Annotated in this window: 20 protein-coding genes; 11 read left to right on the top strand and 9 right to left on the bottom strand. The window is 41.4% G+C overall.

Annotation, left to right across the window (positions count from 1 at the left end; genetic code table 11):
* Nucleotides 1–57 precede the first annotated feature (57 nt).
* The 3 genes from Q1V93_RS18495 to Q1V93_RS18485 are packed head-to-tail and all read right to left on the bottom strand — an operon-like array spanning nucleotide 58 to nucleotide 3066.
* Complete coding sequence (locus tag Q1V93_RS18495) at nucleotides 58–981, bottom strand: glycosyltransferase family 2 protein (RefSeq protein ID WP_300666780.1); 924 nt, start codon at nucleotides 979–981, stop codon at nucleotides 58–60.
* A 1-nt stretch (nucleotide 982) separates the two neighbouring features.
* Complete coding sequence (locus Q1V93_RS18490) at nucleotides 983–2242, bottom strand: hypothetical protein (protein ID WP_300666777.1); 1260 nt, start codon at nucleotides 2240–2242, stop codon at nucleotides 983–985.
* Nucleotides 2242–3066 carry a hypothetical protein gene (locus tag Q1V93_RS18485; RefSeq protein WP_300666774.1) on the bottom strand — a complete coding sequence of 275 codons (825 nt, stop codon included), beginning with the start codon at nucleotides 3064–3066 and terminating at the stop codon, nucleotides 2242–2244. The genes Q1V93_RS18490 and Q1V93_RS18485 overlap by 1 nt, the downstream gene beginning before the upstream one ends.
* 261 nt (nucleotides 3067–3327) lie before the next feature.
* On the opposite strand from Q1V93_RS18485, the gene Q1V93_RS18480 reads away from it, so the two are divergent.
* The 7 genes from Q1V93_RS18480 to Q1V93_RS18450 all read left to right on the top strand — a co-directional run bounded on the left by Q1V93_RS18480 (nucleotide 3328) and on the right by Q1V93_RS18450 (nucleotide 9389).
* A complete protein-coding gene (locus Q1V93_RS18480; protein ID WP_300666772.1) occupies nucleotides 3328–4071 on the top strand; it encodes a class I SAM-dependent methyltransferase in 744 nt (247 codons plus the stop codon).
* Nucleotides 4068–4805: a ZIP family metal transporter gene (locus Q1V93_RS18475; RefSeq protein WP_300666770.1), complete on the top strand. Its 738-nt coding sequence runs from the start codon at nucleotides 4068–4070 to the stop codon at nucleotides 4803–4805. The genes Q1V93_RS18480 and Q1V93_RS18475 overlap by 4 nt, the downstream gene beginning before the upstream one ends.
* Nucleotides 4806–5028: 223 nt before the next feature.
* Nucleotides 5029–5691 carry a hypothetical protein gene (locus Q1V93_RS18470; protein ID WP_300666768.1) on the top strand — a complete coding sequence of 221 codons (663 nt, stop codon included), beginning with the start codon at nucleotides 5029–5031 and terminating at the stop codon, nucleotides 5689–5691.
* Nucleotides 5692–5701: 10 nt separating this feature from the next.
* Nucleotides 5702–6406: a hypothetical protein gene (locus Q1V93_RS18465; protein ID WP_300666765.1), complete on the top strand. Its 705-nt coding sequence runs from the start codon at nucleotides 5702–5704 to the stop codon at nucleotides 6404–6406.
* 94 nt (nucleotides 6407–6500) lie between these two features.
* Nucleotides 6501–7607: a helix-turn-helix domain-containing protein gene (locus Q1V93_RS18460; RefSeq protein WP_300666763.1), complete on the top strand. Its 1107-nt coding sequence runs from the start codon at nucleotides 6501–6503 to the stop codon at nucleotides 7605–7607.
* A gap of 130 nt (nucleotides 7608–7737) precedes the next feature.
* Complete coding sequence (locus tag Q1V93_RS18455; protein ID WP_300666760.1) at nucleotides 7738–8727, top strand: alpha/beta hydrolase; 990 nt, start codon at nucleotides 7738–7740, stop codon at nucleotides 8725–8727.
* Nucleotides 8724–9389, top strand: a complete 666-nt coding sequence (locus Q1V93_RS18450; protein ID WP_300666757.1) for a hypothetical protein — start codon at nucleotides 8724–8726, stop codon at nucleotides 9387–9389. Before Q1V93_RS18455 ends, Q1V93_RS18450 begins: the two co-directional genes overlap by 4 nt.
* Before the next feature lie 173 nt (nucleotides 9390–9562).
* On the opposite strand, the gene hemH is transcribed toward Q1V93_RS18450, so the two are convergent.
* Together hemH and lpdA are read right to left on the bottom strand one after the other, a co-directional pair.
* On the bottom strand, nucleotides 9563–10588 hold the full coding sequence (gene hemH, locus Q1V93_RS18445; protein ID WP_300666754.1) for a ferrochelatase: 1026 nt from the start codon (nucleotides 10586–10588) through the stop codon (nucleotides 9563–9565).
* A 733-nt stretch (nucleotides 10589–11321) separates the two neighbouring features.
* Nucleotides 11322–12725, bottom strand: coding sequence for a dihydrolipoyl dehydrogenase (lpdA, locus tag Q1V93_RS18440; protein WP_300666751.1), 1404 nt, complete (start codon nucleotides 12723–12725; stop codon nucleotides 11322–11324).
* 184 nt (nucleotides 12726–12909) lie between these two features.
* On the opposite strand from lpdA, the gene Q1V93_RS18435 reads away from it, so the two are divergent.
* Complete coding sequence (locus Q1V93_RS18435; RefSeq protein ID WP_300666749.1) at nucleotides 12910–13323, top strand: hypothetical protein; 414 nt, start codon at nucleotides 12910–12912, stop codon at nucleotides 13321–13323.
* A gap of 2 nt (nucleotides 13324–13325) precedes the next feature.
* Here Q1V93_RS18435 and lipA read toward each other — a convergent pair whose 3' ends face one another.
* Nucleotides 13326–14207, bottom strand: a complete 882-nt coding sequence (gene lipA / locus Q1V93_RS18430) for a lipoyl synthase (RefSeq protein ID WP_300666746.1) — start codon at nucleotides 14205–14207, stop codon at nucleotides 13326–13328.
* Between the two features lie 201 nt (nucleotides 14208–14408).
* Between lipA and Q1V93_RS18425 the strand changes: the two genes are divergently transcribed.
* Genes Q1V93_RS18425 through Q1V93_RS18415 form a run of 3 tightly spaced genes read left to right on the top strand, consistent with a single transcriptional unit; the run spans nucleotide 14409 to nucleotide 16215 of the window.
* Entirely contained in the window at nucleotides 14409–14813 is a 405-nt protein-coding gene (locus tag Q1V93_RS18425) for an OsmC family protein (RefSeq protein WP_300666743.1), read from the top strand.
* Nucleotides 14806–15630: a 23S rRNA (guanosine(2251)-2'-O)-methyltransferase RlmB gene (gene rlmB, locus Q1V93_RS18420; RefSeq protein ID WP_300666741.1), complete on the top strand. Its 825-nt coding sequence runs from the start codon at nucleotides 14806–14808 to the stop codon at nucleotides 15628–15630. The genes Q1V93_RS18425 and rlmB overlap by 8 nt, the downstream gene beginning before the upstream one ends.
* Nucleotides 15631–15666: 36 nt before the next feature.
* Nucleotides 15667–16215 (top strand): RDD family protein, encoded by a 549-nt coding sequence (locus Q1V93_RS18415; RefSeq protein WP_300666738.1) that lies wholly within the window; start codon nucleotides 15667–15669, stop codon nucleotides 16213–16215.
* A 224-nt stretch (nucleotides 16216–16439) separates the two neighbouring features.
* Here the strand turns inward: Q1V93_RS18415 and Q1V93_RS18410 are convergent, their stop codons facing one another.
* The 3 genes from Q1V93_RS18410 to Q1V93_RS18400 all read right to left on the bottom strand — a co-directional run.
* Nucleotides 16440–17201 (bottom strand): SDR family oxidoreductase, encoded by a 762-nt coding sequence (locus Q1V93_RS18410; RefSeq protein WP_300666731.1) that lies wholly within the window; start codon nucleotides 17199–17201, stop codon nucleotides 16440–16442.
* A gap of 177 nt (nucleotides 17202–17378) precedes the next feature.
* On the bottom strand, nucleotides 17379–18296 hold the full coding sequence (locus Q1V93_RS18405; RefSeq protein ID WP_300666729.1) for an AraC family transcriptional regulator: 918 nt from the start codon (nucleotides 18294–18296) through the stop codon (nucleotides 17379–17381).
* Nucleotides 18297–18375: 79 nt separating this feature from the next.
* Nucleotides 18376–18813: DUF885 family protein (locus Q1V93_RS18400; RefSeq protein WP_300666726.1), on the bottom strand; the 438-nt coding region annotated here is incomplete at its 5' end.

The following is an 18813-nucleotide window of genomic DNA, read 5'->3' as shown; positions in this document are numbered from 1 at the left end:
CTTTTGACGTGTTGAAAATGCTCCTTTAAACTTGTTTGGTTCATCTTTTCATTGTTTTTAATCGGTTCTTCTCAAGACGAGGTAATACAATTGACGCGGAAACAAGCCGGCATAGCGGATCATGAAGCGAATTTTCTGTTGCCGGGAATTCAGATTTTCAAATGCATGCGAAATCCAGCGTGCCCCCACTACTCCCATCAGCAATTTGTCGTAACGGTCACGGCTGTTTTTGTAGCGAACCAAAACCGGTGGAAGTGTCAATTCCTTGTAGCTGTGATATTTTTTCCGGGATAAACTTCCGTCCACTTCCCGAACACGCAACAGATTCCCCATCAGCATTCCAACTTTCGGATTCTGACCGCTCAATACCACTTTCAGAACTCTGTACCAAAAATCAATTCCTTCATAGAAGCGTGCCGTTTCGTCGAAGTGAACGGTTTCCATCCACTTTCGTCTGGCAATGACATTGCTTCCTACACCCATTACAAAATGGCGGGAAGTAACGGTTTTCAACGGATGTTTCATGAGATAAGCATCCGTTTCCACTTCCTGCAAACCGGGCACTATTTTCGGGAAATCCGGGTAACGAATCCCTCCTGGAAACAATTGAATTCCGAGTACCACAAAATCCATTTCCTGTGTTTCCATCAATTGCGTTGCTTTTTGAATCAGTTCCGGGGCATACAGATCATCCGCATCAATAAAACTGATGATCTCTCCGCTTGTTTTGGCGAAACCAAGGTTGCGGGCAACACTCACTCCACGGTTTTCTTCCAATGCCACTATTTCGATGCGCACAGATTTAAACCGTTCAGGAACATCTTGCAAAAAACGGGTTGCCAGTTCCAGGCTTCCATCCGTACTTTTGTCATCCACAAGAATCAACTCGAAAGGTAACACCGTTTGATCAACAATGGATTGCAAAGTATCACACACGTAAGGCGCTTTGTTATGCAGGGGAATGACAATGGAAAATCTCATGCTATCCGTTTTTTTCAATTGCACAAGGCAGAAATACTCCGCGTCCTTCGTGCATATTGATCACTTTTTCAGTCGAGCCGCGAAAGATTCCCGGACCATAACACCGCGCATCTTTGCACAAAAGCAATCCTACCACATTGATTTGTTCCTTTTTACCGTCATAGAAAAAATCAAAAAATTGCTGGTCGATATATTCCTGCACCATGTAGCGCTGCCATTCCCGGGCAACAACCCGGTTCCATTCTTCCGGTTTGCATTCATTTTTGACGTACATCCCGATTCCTCTTCCGCCGCTGTTGTTTTTCAGGACCCAATTCTCAGTCGAATCCGTAATTGCTTTCCGTTTTTCTTCCGTATCCACAATGAATGATTGAATCAAAAACGGTTTTAAAAACACATAATCCGATTCCGAAAGGTAATCCCGCATGATTTCTTCGTTGCACAACACGGCCAAAACCCGCTTGTCGTGAATCAGGATCAGGGAACGAACATCATTGGTGCATTTCCCCGATGCAACCAAGGCTTTTAGTACTGAAGGATCAATTCGTTTCAATTCTTCACGATCCATTTCGAGAATAAATTGTTGAGCAGGACGCTCTCCGACAAACAAACGGTTTTCTTTCACCTGCAAATCACCGGAAGTAATGGACTCTGCCAAAATATTCCGCTCTTTCAATTCACGAAACAAGTAGTTGACTTCCGTTCCCTTTTCCTGGTCGTGAATCCAAAACAAGGGTTCCGATGAGTTCAAAGTTTGCACATAATCATCCGGAAAATCGTTCAAGCCGGCTACCGGAAACCAATTGGCGTCCACTTCCGGAATCAATTTTGCAACAATGTCATTCAGGTAATAACTAAACATCCAGCCATTAAACGGATAGCGGCAACCGATTTCACAGATCTTCTTTTGTCCGTTCTGATCTATGACAAAATCGGGACGATACATTCCAACCTGGTACGGATACGGATGTGCCATTTTTAAAATCGCTTCCAGTTCCGCGTCCAGTTGGTAAATCTTCCGGATACGCTCATCCGAAAAATAATGCTGAACAATCCGAAGAAATGCCCGGTTCAAGATTTCAGACAAACGCTGAAATTCACTCAAATCACTTTCCTTGATCAAAACAGGCAAATTGGAAACGCTGTAGGGCAATTCTCCCAATAATTGCTGCAGTTGAGCATTTATCTGAGCCTGATTCATTCCTTTCATGGAAAGCTCCAAATTCTGCTGTCGCAATTCGGTTTGTTCCGTTTGGCTCATCATTGCAGCATTGCTCCTGATTGTACCAATTGATGGTTCAGAGTGCTCATTACATCTGCTTTTAAAGTCAGATAAGTGGTAATGATTTCCTCCAGATTATAGTCTTCAAGTGATAAGCCAGTTGCTTTCGCAAAGGAGTAAACCGCATCTACCGCATGGAAGAAGTGATTTTTCTCAGTTGGTCCGCAATGCACGGCAATCCACGCCAGGGAAAGATGAATATCCTGTTCCGACAAATCACTGTTTGTTTTCAACCAGTTTTCAAAAAGCGGTAAGATAAATTCCACTTCTCCGTGTGTGTAAATCTCATGCACCAAAGTGGTCAGCAAACCAATCATGATGTCTTTATTGCGCAAGGAATTCTTGTCTTTCCATGCTTTGAAATCTTTTGCTTCCGGGCACAAATAACGATGTGACAACCAACTGTCGTCTCCGCTGATATTCGTCGCCATGCGGTAAAACAAAACGGAATGTAAAATCTGACCGACAACCGCCAAATCTTCATCCACAATCCGATTCAGGCTCGCAACCGATTTGAACAAATCGTGCTCACTCAGCACCGCTTGATTTTCATGCACCATCATCGTGATGCGGTTACTCAATCCGGCAACGGTCACTGCACTGTTGTTCGTCTGACTCCAGCTGTGAAAAAATGATCGCAGCGTTTCAGGATCTTGTTTGGTTGCCGTCAAAGCACGAAACGTCTCTTCGATGATTGAAAACTGTTCTTCCTGCAACGGAAAATATGCTAAAAGTTGTTGTTTGATGTGTGATTCTTTCATATCAGAGATCACTGGCATCACAATGGCGCTTAGTTTATTCATAAATAGCGGTTTAAGTAAATAGTATAACATCTGAGTTCTGAGCCAACACCAGAAAATAAATAATCATTGGGACTATCCGAACGAATCAACTTATTTCAGCACAGTGGAGGTTATCGAAAAGAACTCTTGAAGCAAAAATAGAGCAATTCTGATAGCATACAATACCGCGAAATAAAACTTCGCCCAGTATTACTGCGCCTTTCAGAAGGAATTTGAAACAATCTTCAAGCTGTTTGACAAAAAAGAATTACTTTTGCAACAATGATGCATTTAGAAGAGCAAAAGGAGTGGTTTTCGACCTGGTTTAATTCACCTTATTATCACATGCTGTATGATGAGAGAAACGACCAGGAGGCAAATGAGTTTCTGAGTAACCTGGTTTCTGCGTTGGAACCTGAGCAAGGAGCCAGCGTTCTGGACCTGGCTTGCGGAGCTGGAAGACATTCGAGAGCTTTGGCAACTCACGGCTTAAAAGTTTCAGGTTGTGATCTTTCGCCGAACAGTATTGAAGAAGCGAAAAGAAATTCGGATCCGGAACTGACGTTCTTTGTGCACGACATGCGCGAACCGCTTCAGGAGAACTATCAATATGTATTCAATTTGTTTACCAGTTTCGGATATTTCGACGACACACGCCAAAATGCCTTGGTTCTGAAAAGCGTTCACGATGCTTTGACTGATCCTGCGATCCTGGTAATCGATTTCATGAATACACACAAAGTAATCCGCGATCTGCGCTTCCGCCAGGAGATCAACAAACACAACATTCTCTTTCACATCAAAAAAGAAGTAACCAATGGCCGGATTGTGAAAACCATTGCATTTGAAGACCAGGGAACTTCTTATTTCTTCCAGGAAAAAGTGCAGGCGCTTTACCTGTCTGATTTTGAAGAATTATTAGCCGAAGCAAATTTCGACATCATTCGTCTTGCCGGAAACTATCAATTGGATGCATTCAACAGCGAAACATCTGACCGTCTGATCCTTATTTGTAAAAAGAAATGAGTGAATTAATCGTAACTATCTTCTTTCTGTTGCTATCCGTGGTTTTGGGTGGCGTATTGGTAGTTTTTCTTGAAAAGAAGAATCAGGCAACTTTTATTAAATTATCGCTTGCTTTCAGTGGTGGATTCCTGCTTGCAATTGCATTTATCCATTTCCTTCCGGAGTTGTATGCCGATCAGCACACTTCGATTGGTGTTTGGGTACTTGTCGGGTTCCTGGTTCAGCTTTTTCTCGAATATTTTTCGGGCGGAATCGAACACGGGCACATCCATGCGCATGCAAACAAAAAGATTCCTTACGGCTTATTGATTTCATTGAGTATTCATTCCTTTATTGAAGGAATTCCCCTGGCAAATCAGCAAGTGGATGTACACAATCACGAACACCTGATCGGTCATCATCACAATTCCTTGTTACTCGGAATTATCCTGCACCAATTACCGGTTGCCATTGCTTTGATGACGCTTTTGAGACAATCGCTGATCAAATCATCTACTTCGTGGATTCTGTTGATCGTTTTTGGAATGATGACTCCACTCGGACTGATCTTCGGTTCTGTGATCCCGATGGATTCCAGCGTTCCGTTTATGGACATTTTACTGGCAATTGTTGTGGGAATGTTTCTGCATATTTCAACGACCATTATTTTTGAAACGAATGAAAATCACCGCTTCAATCTCGCAAAACTGACTGCCATTTTATTGGGAGTGGGTTTAAGTGTTAGTTTGATCTAGGTTAGAAGGTTCAAAGGGGTTCAAAAGTTGAAAGAGTTCAATTGAGAATGGATCTGTGAAAATTCAAAATCGAGAAGTTGTTTAATAAAATTAATTTGAACATTTGAACATTTGAACATTTGAACATTTGAACATTTGAACATTTGAACAAAAAATCCTGAGCTTGTCGAAGGATGAACATTTGAAAACATTTAATGCTTAATTTTACCTGAAAAATCAACTCATGAAGATAATCTTTTCCATTTTACTGATTGTTTGCGCAGCTACGCTTTTTACCTTCAATTCGTTAGAATCAACTCTTTTAGAAAGCGGATTTTCATGGACGATGTCGAAAATGCTTCCTTACCTGATTCTTGGTTTCGGAGGAATTCTCCTGGCATATGCTTTTGCAAAAGGATTTAAGATCAAATCGAAAATCGTGAAGGTTGTTGTTGTATTGGTATTATTGGCATCGCCGTTTGCTCTTGGTTTTGCATTTCACCCGATTTACCAGGGAGATTTCAGTTCTGAAGGTGCTGACCTTGCCAAAGAAAAAATAATCGTGAAAACCGATCCGAAATACGATTTATTGGTTATTACCATTCCGGGATGTCCGTTTTGCTTGCAATCCATCGAGCATTTGAAACTTATCAAGAAACACAGCCCGGATCTGAAGATTCTTTTTTCGGTTTGTTCTCCGAATAAAAAAGACCTGGACTTGTATCGCGGATTAATTGCCGATGATTTTGACATTGCTTTGGCGAAAGATATTGATGCTTCTGTTGATTTGGCAGAAGGACATTTCCCGACTTTCGTTCAGTTGAAAAAAGGTATTCCGGCTTACAAATGGTCGAATGATCAATTCGGTGTTGGAGCAATCGACAAACTGCTTGGAGAACTGAAGTAATCTCCCGAAGATGAAAACGCTGTTCGTATTTACCACTTTATTTTTTGCTTCTTGTTTCGGATATGCACAAACCTGTGTAGTAAAAATCGGTAATACTGATTTTTTAGACTCAAACTTCCGGGAGGAACTCAATACCTTTTTGTCGCTGGAATTTTCCATTAATGGCATTCCTGTTAAACCAAAAGACAGCATTGAAAAAATCATCCCGGTTAACCGGAACGGTTTTGACTCAATCCGGTATTCGTATACCTGGAATAATCAACGGATTGAAAAATTCAGTCTTTGTAAATTCAAACCGAATGAAACCTATACGATTTCGCCGTGTACCTGTTGCGGAATTTTTTTAATGACGCCAAAAAGTAATGCGGAAAGAGGATTTGTGAAGTTTGTCAACCGTTCAAAAAAGTTGTACCTGGGAAGTGCTTCGGAATTTGATTTTGATTCCATTCCACCGAAATCCAGTACCGGCTTCCTGTTCTCCGCCATTTCAATGAATTGCGGGTTCAGACCTTCGCAAATCACGGTTGTTGATCCGGAATACCTCGATTCCCCGTTGGGGGATGAAAAACCTTCCAAATTATTAGACGCAAAAGAACTAAACGTAAAACGCATGGAACTCGCCCGGTGCGATGTTTCGTTTTTGTTCCTGCATGGAGAAAAGTTGGTTGTTACGTTCGGAAAAAATGGCTCTCAATTCAAATTGGAACTGGAATAAGATTCATTTTAACAAAATGACCTTTCTGCATAAAACGTCTCATATAGCATATTAAATCCTAATTTCATCCAACGATTGAATTGAATTTTCCAGTATGTTTTTTATCGTAGGTTTCAGCATTGCTTGTTTTCTTTTACTCCTTTTCCTCTTCAAAAAGGGGAAAGAGTTGCCTGATTACATCCTGGCTTCCTGGCTGGCTCTGATTGCGCTGCATTTATCGCTGCATTATCTTCATTATCGGGGAATCGACCTGGAATATCCATCCTTGCTTGGGATCATTCTTCCTTTGCCGATCTTGCATGTTGTCTTTCTTTATTTTTATACGATTGCACTCACTGAAAACCGGCTTCCACATTGGCCAATGGTTCTGGTTCACCTCATCCCGTTCCTCGTCCTGGTTTTAGCAGCCATTCCTTTTTATCAGTTATCCGGAGCGGAAAAGATACGTGTTTTTCAAAACGGAGGAAAAGGTTTCGAATGGTATTCCATTCTTCAATTATCATTGATTCTTCTAACCGGGTTCTTTTACTCGGCAGCCACTCTTTTAAAAATCCGGAAACACCGGAAATCGATCCAGGATTATTTATCCAATACGGATAAGCGCATGCTTCGCTGGCTGGAATACTTAAGCATCGGGCTTGGAATGATCTGGTTGCTGGTGCTGTTTTTTGAAGACAACATTATTTTCGGGGGTGTTACCGTGTTTGTTTTGTTCATCGGTTTCTTCGGAATCAACCAGGTTTCTATCTTCCTTCCGGCTGCGGACAGAAATGAATCGACAATTCCCGTAACTCATCCGGAAACTCTTTCCGATCCGGAAGAAAAAAAGGAGAAATATGCCAAATCCGGGCTCGATCAAACACAGGTTTCCACCATCATGAAGCAACTGGAACAATTCATGACCGATGAAAAACCGTTCAAGGAAAGCGAATTGACACTAAATGAACTGGCAAAAAGAATGAATCTGAATCCGAATCAGCTTTCGCAAGTCATCAATTCCGAAACCGGGAAAACATTCTATCATTACATCAACACCTACCGGATCAATGAATTTCTGTATTTGTTGTCGCTCCCTGAAAACAAGAAATTCACTTTCCTGGCACTCGCTTATGATTGCGGATTCAATTCCAAAACGACCTTCAACAAGTATTTTAAACTGCATACCGGTAAAACTCCATCGGAATATTCTTCACCGGTTTGATTTAAACAATAGAAACACAGAATTCTATATTTCAATCGTTTAACCGTTCGCGCACGCCTTTTTCTTGCACTTCCCTATAAGGACGAACGTCCGTTTCCTGTTCTTGCGATTGCTTTGCATCAAAAAAAATATGAACAGAATTATTCTCATTGCCGTCCTCAGCTTGTTTTGGATTTCTTCCTGCAAAAAAGTTGATGTATCGAAACCCGGAGCACTCGTTCCTCTAACTGTTGACCAGGATGCTTCGCTTCCTTCGCTCTTTGTCAACGGAACCTTCCTTCACGCAGAAGCACATGGAAATCCTTCGGATCCCTTATTGATTTTGGTACACGGTGGTCCGGGCGGAGATTACCGCTCTTTACTGAATGCCAAAGAATTGGTCAACGACGGGTTTTATGTCATTTTCTATGATCAGCGCGGAGCCGGTCTTTCCAAACGGGAAGATAAAAGTCAGTACGAAAACAAAGATGCCGTGCAGCTTTATATTGACGATCTGAACGCATTGATTGATCATTTTCAGCAGAATTCTTCGCAGAAAGTTTTCCTGATGGGACATTCCTGGGGAGCAATGCTGGCAACGGCTTACGTGAATCAGCACCCGGAAAGAATCAGCGGAGTGGTTCTTGCGGAACCGGGAGGTTTCACCTGGACTCAAACCAATGATTATTTGAGCCGCTCCAACAAGATCAAATTCTTCTCAGAAGCATTGAACGATGCTGTATTTCCGGAACAAATAATTGCAGGCCGGAATGAACAGGAGGTTTTAGATTACAAAGCGAGCTTTTTCTCCTCTTTTGAAAATGCTCCCGGAAATACGATCGGAAACCCGGGGTCCTATCCTTTCTGGAGAAACGGAGCGGTTGTTTTTGAAAAGCTGATCGAAAATGCGGAGAAATACAATTTCGATTTCACCACCAATCTTCATTCCTTTCCCACAAAAGTACTTTTTCTGTACAGTGAACGAAACAAGGCTTACGGTCCGGAATGGGCTGCTACCGTTTCTGCTCCATATCCCAACAAACAACTGGAAATGGTTACAGGCTGCGGACATGAAATGCTCTATTTCGGCTGGACCGATCTTTATCCCAAAGCAGCTACTTACTTAAACGCATTGAAATGAAAGCAGGCATCTTTTTTCTTTTTTCGCTTTGTATGATCACGAAAACTTCTGCGCAGGAAATCAACTGGCGCTCTTTGAACGAACAGTCAAACCAATTGGTTTCAGCGCATTTCGGGGCAGATTTTAGTTCGTATTACGGGCTTTCTTACGGATATTCCATTAAAAACAAGTACAAACCCATTTTTATAGGCACAGAACTCACGGCTCCTTTCGGTAAAGTGATTCCCGATGATTGGCGCTGGAACTTAAATCTCCAAACCGAAATCTGGCACAACGATCATTTCTCTCTCGGATCCAAACTTTCATTTCTCACGCGCAGGTATTCTTCTCCGATGGCGATACTTTACAATACTGCGTCGGCTTTGTCTATCAATTTCGGTTATGTGAGACCCAAAGCAGGAGTTGTACTCGTTGCTGCTTACGACAAGACATTTGCTACTCACATCCGGCACAAGCTCCTGAAGGAATACTATCCTCAAATCCGGGATGGTTGGTACGGAGCTTCCGGAGGAACGTTTAAATTCGGGATTCGCGGTCATTGGACCTATAAATCGTGGAACACTTTCTTGACCGTTGGGAAAGCGTATGCGCAGAATTTCAAGGACAATCCGACCTTTCCGTTTTTCGCGGAATTGTCGATTCAGAAGAGATTCGGGAAATAATCAACTAAAAGTAAGGGATGCAATGCATTGTGTCCCTTCCCTATTTCTTTTATTTTATACTGAACACCTTATCACCACTGGGCTAATAGACACAACTTGTCACGCCACTGCGGGATATCTATTTGTATTTTTTTAGAGAAAATGAATCAGTTATCTAACGGAATTTAACTAAATCAGGAAAGCTTCTGGCGCACCAAATCTTCCAAACAATCCACAAATCGCGGATGATCATTCGAACTTGGAACCAACTGCACTTTTTCACCGCCATGTTCTTCAAAGATTTCCTGGTATTCTCCACCGATCTCGATCAGTGTTTCCAGACAATCCGCCACGAATGCCGGACTAAAAGCCAACACGCGCTTCTTCCCTTCTTTCCCCCATTGTTCGATTACTTTGTCGGAAAAAGGTTGAATCCACTTTTCATCCAGGCGCGATTGGAAGCTTACCGTATATTGATCTTCCATCAACCCTAATTTAGCAGCGATCAAACGGGTTGTTTCGTAGCTTGTTGCTTTGTAACAGAATTTGTTCTCTTCCGTGATTTCCTTTTCACAATCGTGATCCGAACACAATCCTTTCTCGTACACTTTATCGACCTGTCTTTCCGGCAAACCGTGGTATGAGAACATGATCTTGTCGTAAGACGACATATCAAATTCCTTCGCTCTTTCCACAATGGAATCAATATAGCCCTCGTGATTGTAGAACTGTGAAATGATCTTGATTTCCGGAATCACCCACCATTTTCTGATGATTTCCATTGCCTTATCAACTGCAGAACCTGTTGAAGCGCTTGCATATTGCGGGAATAAGGGCAAAATGATGATCTGGTCGTAATTTGCTGTGCGCATACGCTCCAAAACAGAATCCATGGAAGGATTTTGATAACGCATGGCCATTTCAATAGTGATATCTTCCGATTCAAATCTCTTTTGAAGCAAGGATTTTACGGATTCCGTGTACGTCAAAAGCGGCGATTTTCCGTTTCCAAGCTCCCAAAGCTGTTTGTAAATCTTAGCAGATTTCGGGGTTCTGAAGGGAACAATAATTCCACGAACCAGGAGCAAACGGGAAAAGAATGGAATATCGATGACTCTCGGGTCCATCAGAAATTCTTTCAAATAACGTCGAACATCCCTGTTTTCGGGACTATCGGGAGTTCCCAACTGAATCAATAACACACCTGTTTTCTTACTCATCACTCTGGTTTAAAAGCATTGCAACGCTTATGCCGTAAGCGCAGGCACAAAAGTACACAAAAGCGAACGAATGAAAACTGATGCATGTCATTCTTTGACAAGATAATTTAGAATCTCCTCCCCCTCAATCCCACTCCAAAGGAGGAAGTTTTAAATCCTCTTTAAAGGGAAATTATTTCCAATTAAAAGCAGATCTTCAATCCTGAAAAGGATCTGGAATGGCAACTATTTTCTTAAAAAAAAGAACCAAATCAAAAGTCCTGAAAACAAATAATAGAGTATGAAGTAAAATAATCCTTGTCTAAATATAAAACCCTGCTCTTTATTAAAAGCAAGAACAACATATTTGTATTTCCGTTTAAAAGATGTATCTAATTTGATCAGTCTTCTTCTGAAGAGTTCAACATGAGCAAATATGAATAGTATAAACACAAGCAAAATAGCCGGAGCTTCGCGTATCCACTCTTTCAACAAAAATAAAATCACCACGTGAATTGGGAGAAGGAGTGATGACAGATACCTAAAGTTTCGATTCAACACCGGCACTTGATTACAACTATTAATCAGTAATAGTTTATCCTTAAAACCAAACTCTTTAAACTGTTCATAGCAATCAAAGGATTCCTTCATGCTCTAAAGTTATTCAAATTCATTTTTTAGAGAAGAGACAAGTGGAAAAAGAAAAAGGGTGTTCATCAGCAGACAAACACCCTTTCTTTCTGATAATTTATTCTTAAATATGTAATGCTCTGTTATCCGTTGCAGCCAATGCCGCTTCTTTGATTGCTTCAGAGAAGGTTGGATGCGCATGGCAAACACGTGAGATATCTTCTGCAGATGCACGGAATTCCATTGCAGTAACTGCTTCCATAATCATATCCGCAGCACGTGCAGCAATCATATGAACTCCCAAAACCTCATCCGTTTTTGCATCAGCCAATACTTTTACAAATCCGGCAACATCCATCGAAGCTCTTGCTCTTCCCAATGCTTTCATCGGGAAAGAACCTGCTTTGTATTCTACTCCTGCAGCTTTCAATTCTTCTTCTGTTTTTCCAACGGAAGCAATCTCAGGCCAGGTGTACACCACTCCCGGAATCAGGTTGTAATTGATATGCGGTTTTTGTCCTGCCAATTGCTCAGCAACAAGAACCCCTTCTTCTTCCGCTTTGTGTGCCAACATTGCTCCGCGAATCACATCCCCGATTGCGTAAATGTTCGAAACTGCTGTTTGCAAATGATCGTTTACATCAATCTGACCGCGGTTATTTACCGCAAGGCCTGCATTTTCCAAACCTAATCCGTCCGTATATGGTTTACGACCAACTGCTACCAAACAGTAATCAGCTTCCAATGTAATTTCTTCGTTCTTTTTGTTCAAAGCCGTCAATTTCACTCCTTTTCCAGTGTTTTCAACTTTCTGAACTTTATGCTCCAAATGGAATTTGAATCCTTCTTTTTTCAGGATTTTTGTCAATTCTTTTCCTAAGGAAAGATCCATCGTCGGAAGGATATTCGGTGCAAACTCAACCACTTCCACCTCAGAACCCAAACGCGCATAAACAGATCCTAATTCCAATCCGATTACTCCACCTCCGATAACGATCATTCTTTTCGGAATTTCCGTCATTTTCAACGCTTCTGTTGAAGTAATGATGCGTTTTTTATCCGGTTCCATTCCCGGGAAGAAGTTCGGTTTTGAACCTGTAGCAATAATCGTATTCTTAGCCGTGATGGTTGTTTTGTTTCCGTCACCGTCCGTAATCGCAATCGTTGTTTTATCTACAAATGATCCTACTCCCTGGTAAACAGTCACCTTGTTTTTATCCATCAGGAATTTCACGCCGTTACATGTTTGAGTAACTACATCATCCTTACGGAGAATCATCTGTGCGATATCTGCCTCTACGTTATCTACTTTAATTCCGTGAGTTGCGAAATTGTGTTTTGCATTGAAAAAGTGCTCGGATGAATCCAACAATGCTTTTGAAGGAATACACCCCACGTTCAAACAGGTTCCTCCCAGTGTCGGATATTTTTCGATCAAAGCAGTATTCAATCCTAATTGTGCACAGCGAAGAGCGGCCACATATCCACCTGGACCAGAACCGATTATCGCAACATCAAACGTACTCATAGTTTCAATTTCTAAAATATGTGTTAAAGGTACATATTAATTGAAAATGGAGAATTGAAAAGGGAAAAGAATGTCTCCTGAATTGCTAAAATTCTATAACGGGAAATTTCAAAGCGAAAGTGAAAGTAAGATCGTTTTTCAATTACCTTTGATCATGAATCAATCATTCTAAAACGGACTCCGGATGAATTTGTCAGGCAGAATAAAAAAACTTCGCGCAATCCTCATTCCACTTGCAGTTATTTTCCTGATTGATTTGTTTAGCGTCCGTACTGTTTATCAGAACTGCACCTGTCCGGAACTTTTCCTGATAGACCCTGTTGAAACCCTTCTGTTGAAATGGAAATACCGCAATGAAGCCGCTGTAAGAACCAATGAAATTTATTCTGAGAAAGACCTTTCTCCGGATGGTCCGAGGCCAGCGTTCATCACGATGACGTATTTCGGATATTATCTTGACCCCAAATGTGAAGATGTGGACTGCAAGATTCAATACCCACAGTTCCGCATTTTATTTTCAATTCCGACTGTCGGTCTTTTTATACTAGAAGTTGTTCTATTTTTTTCGCTCTTCTTTTTCCGGAAGAACCGAAGTTAAATTTACAAATCAAAAATATGCTTCTCAGCATGGTAGGAAGAACGCACCAAAGGACCGCTTTCCACGAAACGAAAGCCCATTTCCAAACCTAGTTTTTCGTATTTCTGAAAACGTTCCGGTTCTACAAATTCCACAATCGGAAGGTGTTTTGGAGTGGGTTGCAGGTATTGTCCCAACGTCAGGATATCTACTCCGACAGCTCTCAAATCTTCCATCGTTTCGATCACTTCTTCGTCTGTTTCTCCCAAACCAAGCATCACTCCGGATTTGGTTCTCATTCCTCCTTTTTTCAGGCGGAATAACACTTCCAAACTTCTGTCGTATTTTGCCTGAATGCGCACTTGTTTGGTCAAACGACGCACTGTTTCCAGGTTATGTGAAACGATTTCAGGTGCTACATCAATAATTTGCTGCAGGTTTTCCCATTTTCCGGCGAAATCGGGAATGAGTGTTTCCATGGTTGTTCCCGGACTTTGGTGACGCACGGCACGCACGGTCTGAACCCAGATTCCTGCTCCGCCATCTTTCAGATCATCGCGATCCACTGAAGTAATTACGGCGTGTTTGATTCCCATCGTTTTGATGGAATGTGCCACTTTTCCCGGTTCAAATTCGTCGATTGCATCCGGTTTACCGGTTTGAACAGCACAGAAACCGCATGAACGTGTACAGATATTTCCAAGGATCATGAATGTGGCAGTTCCTTCTCCCCAACATTCTCCCATATTCGGACAACTTCCGCTTTCACAAATTGTGTGAAGCTTGTGTTCGTCCACCAGCGCACGTACTTTTTTATAATTCTCCCCGATCGGAAGCTTTACACGCAACCAATTGGGCTTTTTAATACGAACTTTGTTTTCTGCTGTTGTTATTTCCTCTGACATAGTCGTGCCTTTCCGCTATTCAAAAATAGATTCTCCAAGTCGATCAAAATTCTGTAACTTTGAGCTCGCTAATTTTGATTTTACAAAAGTACAAAGAAGCATTCAATTTAATTGAAAAGTGAGAATTGAAAAGTGAAAAGTTTGACTGGTTTAACAATTTTGAACATTTGAACTCTTTCAGCCTTTAAACAGATATAAAGTATGGCAACATCAACAGTAAAATATTTGGGAGATCTGAGAACGGAATGTACTCATCTTCAATCCGGAACGGTTATTTACACGGACGCTCCGACAGACAATCACGGGAAAGGTGAAAAATTCTCTCCTACGGATTTGGTTGCAACGGCTTACGCTTCCTGTATGATCAGCCTGATCGGGATTTACTGTAATGAACACGGTCACCGCTATGAAAACGGTTCGGCTACCGTTACTAAAGTCATGGCTGCCAATCCGAGAAGAATTGGAAAACTGGTTATTGATATTGATATCCGAAACAATGGCTGGGACGAACAAACGATCGAAAAAGTGAAACGTGTGGCTTTGACTTGTCCGGTTGCAAAATCAGTTAGCGAAGATATCGAACTTGAAATTACATTCCATGTATAATAAGAAAAACGACCGCAACGACAGAGGCGGATTCAACAAAGAAAACCGCGGTTTTGAACGCAAACCGAAGGAAGATCCTTCCGACATTATCTACGGAATCCGTGTAGTGATCGAAGCAATCAAAAACGAAGTGGAAATCAATAAAATCCTCATCCAAAAAGGAATTGACAAGGATTTGTTTGAAGAACTGAGAACCGTTCTTACCGGAAAGGATTACCAATTGCAATTCGTTCCGATTGAGAAACTGAATAAACTAACGGCAAACAATCACCAGGGAGTGATCGCATTTACTTCGCCTGTAGAATACAAAAACATCGAAGAATTGTGTGATCAATGGCTTTCCGAAGGGAAAGAACCGTGTATTTTGGTTTTGGACCGCATTACAGACGTTCGAAATTTCGGAGGCATTGCGCGTACGGCAGCTTGTATGGGCGTTGATGCTATTCTGGTTCCCTCCAAAGGAAGTGCATTGGTTTCTGCTGACGCCATCAAAACTTCTGCCGGAGCGTTGCACAGCATCCCGGTTTGTAAAACGGATTTATTGAAAAACAGCTTGTTCTATTTGCAGCAAAGCGGGTTTCAAATCGTTTCGTGTACGGAAAAATCGAAAGTTTCGGTTGAAAACTATTCGTTTTTTGGTCCGACAGCAATTATTTTAGGATCTGAAGAAGACGGTATTTCGCACGACTTATTGAAAATGTCGGATGCGCGCTTGAGCATCCCGATGGCAGGAGATATTTCATCGTTAAATGTTGGAGTAGCAACCGGAATGATTTTATACGAACGATTGAGACAAGTGAAGGCAACTGCTCAATAATTTTTATTTTAGCCCCGATTTTAAACTATTTACTTCATGAAAACCATCGAAAATCTAAAGGTTGAAAAGACGACCTACAAAAAGGAAAAGGACGAAAACGGAAATACAATCGAGGTTCCGGTAACTAAAATTGTTGCTCGAAGACCAGTTGAAGTGGAAAAAGGACCGCGTTTCGGTTACTACATCATTGATCTTATTTTTGTTTACATCCTGGCTTTTATCATCGGAATTATTTCTGCTTTTGCAGGAGTAATCGAAGTTTGGGACGACCCGCTTCTTTCCCGTTTATTCGGAATTCTGATCTATGTAAGTTATTATTTTATCCTCGAAGTTACAACAGGAAGTACGCTTGGAAAAATGATCCTGGGTTATACGGTTATTGACCAGTACGCTGAAAAGCCGAAGGCTATAACTTGCCTGGGCCGAAATTTTGCACGTGCAGTTCCTTTTGAAGCTTTTTCCTGCCTTGGAGAACGCGGATGGCACGATGCATGGTCAAACACGTACGTGGTAAAGAATTCGGAGAAAAGAGAACTTCAAAAATTGCTTGGAACGTATTCCGGTAAAGAAGATATTCTGGACTAAACTCTTTCGATCTTAATGACATTGGAACTTTAAGATATCTCTTGTTGAGAATTTAGGTGATTTCCAAAAAAGCACGCAGATCATACAGATTTACGCAGGTTTTTTTACCCCCTATATTTTCGTACAGAACCTTAAAATATTAAGACTCAAAAACAGCAAAAAGCCTTCTGAAATTCAGAAGGCTTTTTCTTAAAACACTAATTCCTAATGTCCTAAAATCCTATCTACAAATTTGCTCCCCCGGAAACTTCGATGCGCTGACCGTTGATCCATCGGGATTCATCCGTACAAAGGAAAGCAACCACATCACCGATATCATCCGGTAAGCCCGCTCTTCCCAAAGCAGTTGTATTGGCAACTAGTTGATTGTACTGTTCATTATCTCTTACTGCTCCGCCTCCGAAATCTGTTTCAATTGCCCCGGGTGCAACACAATTCACACGGATTTGGCGCGAACCCAATTCTTTCGCCAAATATCTCGACAATTGTTCCACCGCAGCTTTCAATGATCCGTAAACAGAATATCCCGGTGCTGTAAAACGTGCCAAACCACTTGAAATATTGACAATTCCTCCGCCATCATTCAGATTCGGCAAAAGCAACTGCGTTAAGAAATAAGGTGCTTTTAAATGAATATCTGTCAAGGTGTCGAAAACCGATAGTTCTGTTGCTCCAAGCGGAGTGTGCAGACCGATTCCTGCATTGTTGATCAGGAAATCAATTTTTTCCGTGTTGAATTTCGTTTTGATTGCGCTTTTCAATTCATTGACGAATACTTCAAAAGTATCCGCTTTGGTCACATCCAATGGAAGTGCCAATGCCTCTGCTCCTTTCGATTCAACTTCTGCAACTACTTTGTCAGCTTCCGTTTTATTTGTGTGATACGTGATCACCACGTTGATTCCTTTGTCTGCCAATTTGTTTGCCATACTTCTTCCCAAACCACGGCTTCCTCCTGTAATCAATGCTAATTTGTTTGTTTTCATGTGATTTAATTTGATGAAACAAAGGTAGCACACAAATTCACCGGCCGTTTGCAAAGAGCAATCCAACAATTGCAAAATTCAAACATTGAATTAAAAAGGAAACTGCGCTAACGCTTGTTTCTATCAAAGGCCTTTCTTTTTCTCCTTTTCAATTTTTACATCCCCATTTTCAATTATTTAGGATCTGAAAGAATTCGGGGTCAGAGCTGTTTGTTTTTTAAAGAAATTGGAAAAATGCGCCACTTCCTCAAAACCCAGGCAATAGGCAATTTCCGAAACAGTCCAGCTCGTTTGTTTCAACAAGATTTTTGCTTCCTGCGTGATGCGGTTTCCAATGACTTCTGTGGTTGTTCGGCCCGTATTTTCTTTCAGCACTTTATTCAGATGATTGACATGAACCGCTAAACGATCCGCGTAATCTTTCGCCGTTCTCAAACCAATTCGCTGCTGATTGGATTCGATCGGAAACTGCCGTTCCAACAATTCCACAAACAACGAACTCACTCTCTCAGAAGCTGAATGCTTCGGGTACAAAACGGAAGCCGGTTGAAATTTCTGCCCTAAATGAATGATTTCCATGACATAATTCCGGATCAGATCATATTTAAACGCATAATCCGAAGCTAGTTCTTTTTTCATTTTTGAAAAAACCGTCCGGATGTATTGGGATTCATTCTCCGACAATTCAAACACCGGAATATTTCCCGGGCTGAAAATCGGTAATTCGTCCAGTGCAAAACCGGTATTGGATTTGGTGATGAAATCGGAAGTGAACACGCAGAAAACTGCGCCATGATCTTCGTCTTCGGAAAAATAATTATAGGGGACTTTAGGCGTTGCGAAAAGTAATCCGTGCTTTTCAATGTCAATTACTTTGTCTGCATATTCCGCCTTACTACAACCATCAATCAGACTGATTTTGTAATACAAACGCCGGTTATAAGGCATTTTCCCTTTCTGACCTTTCAGTTGCGCGATCAACTCTCTTGTGTCAAACACATTGAAATGCCCCAATTCTTTACTAATCCCTTCCGGAACCAATAAAGATCCGTTTCCGATTGATTGATAAAATTCCTCTAAACTGATAAAATCCATGGTGAATGAATTGCAAAAATCAAATATAGTGAATTAAAAAGAGTCAAGACTGATCCTGACTCTTGTCTCTTGACTCTCATCAATTACCAATCATCAACTCCCGGATATCTCTCACCGGAGCACTTCCATAGCCCAGGAATTTTTCATGAAACGCTTTTAAACCGAATGCTTTCCCTTGTTTCTTCATCAATTCCGAACGCAGGTTACAGATTTCCGTGAAACCCGTAAAATAACTGCACAACTGAACCTGAGTCAAGGTAGCCCTTCTCCATTTTCCTTCTGCCTCGGCTTGTTGCTGATATGCCTCATTTACCAATAAATTCAATGCTTGTTCCTTGCTGAAATTCAGATTATGAACCGAATAATCCAAAATGGTATTGCAGGTTGTTCTCAAATTCCACTTATAATACATCAACCACATTTCAGGGCTGGAAGTTGCAGAACCCGCCGGAGCGCCATATCCGTTTTCCAGCATCATCAATTCCGTGTAAACTGCCCAGCCTTCGATCATTGCCCC

This window comes from Fluviicola sp., assembly GCF_030151805.1.
GTDB lineage: Bacteria > Bacteroidota > Bacteroidia > Flavobacteriales_D > Crocinitomicaceae > Fluviicola.
This window is presented reverse-complemented; position numbering and strand designations above follow the sequence as displayed.

Excerpts from the sequence above, each read along its gene's own strand:
- Q1V93_RS18495 (WP_300666780.1), bottom strand. The coding sequence starts at position 981 with ATGAGATTTTCCATTGTCATTCCCCTGCATAACAAAGCGCCTTACGTG.
- Q1V93_RS18490 (WP_300666777.1), bottom strand. The coding sequence starts at position 2,242 with ATGAGCCAAACGGAACAAACCGAATTGCGACAGCAGAATTTGGAGCTT.
- Q1V93_RS18485 (WP_300666774.1), bottom strand. The coding sequence starts at position 3,066 with ATGAATAAACTAAGCGCCATTGTGATGCCAGTGATCTCTGATATGAAA.
- Q1V93_RS18480 (WP_300666772.1), top strand. The coding sequence starts at position 3,328 with ATGATGCATTTAGAAGAGCAAAAGGAGTGGTTTTCGACCTGGTTTAAT.
- Q1V93_RS18475 (WP_300666770.1), top strand. The coding sequence starts at position 4,068 with ATGAGTGAATTAATCGTAACTATCTTCTTTCTGTTGCTATCCGTGGTT.
- Q1V93_RS18470 (WP_300666768.1), top strand. The coding sequence starts at position 5,029 with ATGAAGATAATCTTTTCCATTTTACTGATTGTTTGCGCAGCTACGCTT.
- Q1V93_RS18465 (WP_300666765.1), top strand. The coding sequence starts at position 5,702 with ATGAAAACGCTGTTCGTATTTACCACTTTATTTTTTGCTTCTTGTTTC.
- Q1V93_RS18460 (WP_300666763.1), top strand. The coding sequence starts at position 6,501 with ATGTTTTTTATCGTAGGTTTCAGCATTGCTTGTTTTCTTTTACTCCTT.
- Q1V93_RS18455 (WP_300666760.1), top strand. The coding sequence starts at position 7,738 with ATGAACAGAATTATTCTCATTGCCGTCCTCAGCTTGTTTTGGATTTCT.
- Q1V93_RS18450 (WP_300666757.1), top strand. The coding sequence starts at position 8,724 with ATGAAAGCAGGCATCTTTTTTCTTTTTTCGCTTTGTATGATCACGAAA.
- hemH (WP_300666754.1), bottom strand. The coding sequence starts at position 10,588 with ATGAGTAAGAAAACAGGTGTGTTATTGATTCAGTTGGGAACTCCCGAT.
- lpdA (WP_300666751.1), bottom strand. The coding sequence starts at position 12,725 with ATGAGTACGTTTGATGTTGCGATAATCGGTTCTGGTCCAGGTGGATAT.
- Q1V93_RS18435 (WP_300666749.1), top strand. The coding sequence starts at position 12,910 with ATGAATTTGTCAGGCAGAATAAAAAAACTTCGCGCAATCCTCATTCCA.
- lipA (WP_300666746.1), bottom strand. The coding sequence starts at position 14,207 with ATGTCAGAGGAAATAACAACAGCAGAAAACAAAGTTCGTATTAAAAAG.
- Q1V93_RS18425 (WP_300666743.1), top strand. The coding sequence starts at position 14,409 with ATGGCAACATCAACAGTAAAATATTTGGGAGATCTGAGAACGGAATGT.
- rlmB (WP_300666741.1), top strand. The coding sequence starts at position 14,806 with ATGTATAATAAGAAAAACGACCGCAACGACAGAGGCGGATTCAACAAA.
- Q1V93_RS18415 (WP_300666738.1), top strand. The coding sequence starts at position 15,667 with ATGAAAACCATCGAAAATCTAAAGGTTGAAAAGACGACCTACAAAAAG.
- Q1V93_RS18410 (WP_300666731.1), bottom strand. The coding sequence starts at position 17,201 with ATGAAAACAAACAAATTAGCATTGATTACAGGAGGAAGCCGTGGTTTG.
- Q1V93_RS18405 (WP_300666729.1), bottom strand. The coding sequence starts at position 18,296 with ATGGATTTTATCAGTTTAGAGGAATTTTATCAATCAATCGGAAACGGA.